This window comes from Mesorhizobium sp. M1E.F.Ca.ET.063.01.1.1 (assembly GCF_003998155.1).
Taxonomy (GTDB): domain Bacteria; phylum Pseudomonadota; class Alphaproteobacteria; order Rhizobiales; family Rhizobiaceae; genus Mesorhizobium.
This window is the reverse complement of record NZ_RZSC01000910.1, coordinates 1-2,112: the sequence shown is the minus strand read 5'-3', so window position 1 is coordinate 2,112 and position 2,112 is coordinate 1. Positions and strand designations below refer to the sequence as shown.

The window sequence follows — 2,112 nt, the reverse complement described above, 5'->3', positions numbered from 1 at the left end:
GGGCTCGGCGATGCGCACGCCGCATGTGCAAGGCGGCTTTGCCGAGCATCTGATCTGCCGCGCCGAAAATGCCGTGCCGCTCACGACGGGCTCCAACCCTTCCGCCGGCGCCTTCGCCGAGCCGCTTGCGGTGACGCTGCATGCGGTGGCCCAGGCGCCAGTCTATGGCAGCCGGGTGCTGATCATGGGCGCCGGCCCGATCGGCACGCTTTTGGTGCTTGCCGCGCGCTTCGCCGGCGCGCGCGAGATCGTCGTCACCGACGTCCAGGACAAGCCTCTCGACTATGCGGCGAAGGCCGGAGCCGACCGCACCATCAATGTCGCCAGGCACGCCGACGGGATGAATGTCTACGCCGCCGGCAAGGGCTATTTCGACGTCATCTTCGAGGCCGCCGGCCAGGGCGCCACGGTGGCGAGCGCCTTGCACTTCATCAAGCCGCGCAGCACGCTGGTCACCGTCGGGCAAGGCGCGACCGCGGAGCTTTCGGTTTCGATGATCGTCACCAAGGAAATCGCGTTGAAGGGCAGCTTCCGCTTCGACACGGAATTCGCTCTGGCCGTCGATTTGATCGGCTCGGGCAGCATCGACGTCGCGCCCCTGCTCAGCAACACGCTGCCGCTCGCCGAGGCGAGGAAAGCCTTCGAGCTGGCGAGCGACAAATCGCAATCGATGAAGGTGCAAATTGCATTCGACTGACTATCTCGGCCGCCTGTTCGGCCTCGAGGGCAGACATGCCTTCATAACCGGCGCCAGCCGCGGGCTGGGGCTTGCCTTCGCCGAGGCGCTTGCCGGCGCCGGCGCGCGCGTCACGATCGGCGGCCGCAAGGCGGAGGAGTTGAAAGCCGCCGGCGACCGCCTACGCGGCGACGGCCACACGGTGGCGGAGGCGGTGATCGACGTGACCGACACGCAGTCGGTGGACAGCGCCATTGCGGCCACGGAAGCCGGTGCCGGCCCGATCGATATCCTGGTCAACAATGCCGGCATCCAGCGCCGCGCGCCGCTGGAAAGTTTCAGCGACGCCGACTGGGACGCACTGATGGCGACCAATCTCGACGGCGTGTTCAAGGTGAGCCGAGCCGTGGTGAAAGGCATGATCGCCCGGCGCAAGGGATCGATCATCAATGTCTCCTCGGTGCAGAGCGTGCTTGCCCGCCCCTCGATCGCGCCTTACGCGGCGAGCAAGGGGGCCATCACCATGCTGACCAAGTCGATGGCCGGCGAATGGGGCCAGCACGGCGTGCGCGTCAACGCCATCGCCCCCGGCTATTTCAAGACCGAGCTCAATGCCGCCCTCGTCGCCGACGAGACATTCTCCGGCTGGCTCACCGGCCGCACGCCGATGCGGCGCTGGGGCGATGTCGAGGAACTCGCGGGCGCCGCCGTGTTCCTCGCCTCCGACGCCGCCAGCTTCGTGACGGGACAGACGCTGCTGGTGGATGGCGGGATCACGAGCGTGTTCTGAGGGCGCCGGTCAAACCGGCAGGCTTTTCACGTATCCAGCCAGCACCCTATCCACCGACAATCCGCCGGGGCCGGCGAGCGCCAGGATGAACATGCCGCCGGCGATCGCCAAGTCCTTCTCGAAATGCAAGAGCTCGTTCTGGCTGGCGAAGTTGGTGTGGAAGAGGCTGGCCGTCATCAGGCAGAACAGGCCGAGCCCGATCGCGCCGAGGCGCGCCAGGACGCCGAGCGCGACCGACAGGCCGGCGCCGAGCTGCAGCGCGATGGTGGCAAGAAGCAGCGGCGTGCCGACGCCGAGCACGGCCATCGCCTTCTGAGCGCCCTCGAAATGGGCCGCAAGATGCAATCCTTCATGCACGAAGATCAGGGATAGGAGCAGGCGGCCGGCAAGCAGGATCACGTCCCTGGCGTGAAGCTTCTCGGTGAGTTCGGTCGGTGACATGGTCAGCTCCATTCTCGAAAGAAGGCGGTCGCCGCCCGGGCGGGTGGCGCCGCATGCACTGACGGTGGAAAGGGTCGGAGCCGGCGCGAGGGAGAGAACGCCGGCTCCGGTTTTCGGGCGCCACCGCCGCGGCGCCCAAAAGTTGTTGCCTAAGGGAGCGAGGCCTGTGCCAGCCCCTCTCCGGCCGCTTCGCGGCCACCTCTCC

The 2,112-nt window shown here is 67.5% G+C and carries 3 protein-coding genes; 2 read left to right on the top strand and 1 reads right to left on the bottom strand.

Annotation, left to right across the window (positions count from 1 at the left end; translation table 11 throughout):
* Positions 1-697, top strand: a 697-nt coding sequence (locus EOA29_RS34145; RefSeq protein WP_189479082.1) for a zinc-binding dehydrogenase, incomplete at its 5' end; no start/stop codon positions are given.
* The gene (locus tag EOA29_RS34140; protein ID WP_127222242.1) at positions 684-1,466 is read left to right on the top strand and encodes a glucose 1-dehydrogenase; all 783 of its coding nucleotides are present in this window, start codon (positions 684-686) and stop codon (positions 1,464-1,466) included. The genes EOA29_RS34145 and EOA29_RS34140, both read left to right, overlap by 14 nt.
* Positions 1,467-1,475: 9 nt before the next feature.
* Here EOA29_RS34140 and EOA29_RS34135 read toward each other — a convergent pair whose 3' ends face one another.
* A complete protein-coding gene (locus EOA29_RS34135; RefSeq protein ID WP_126094895.1) occupies positions 1,476-1,907 on the bottom strand; it encodes a DoxX family protein in 432 nt (143 codons plus the stop codon).
* Positions 1,908-2,112 lie beyond the last annotated feature (205 nt).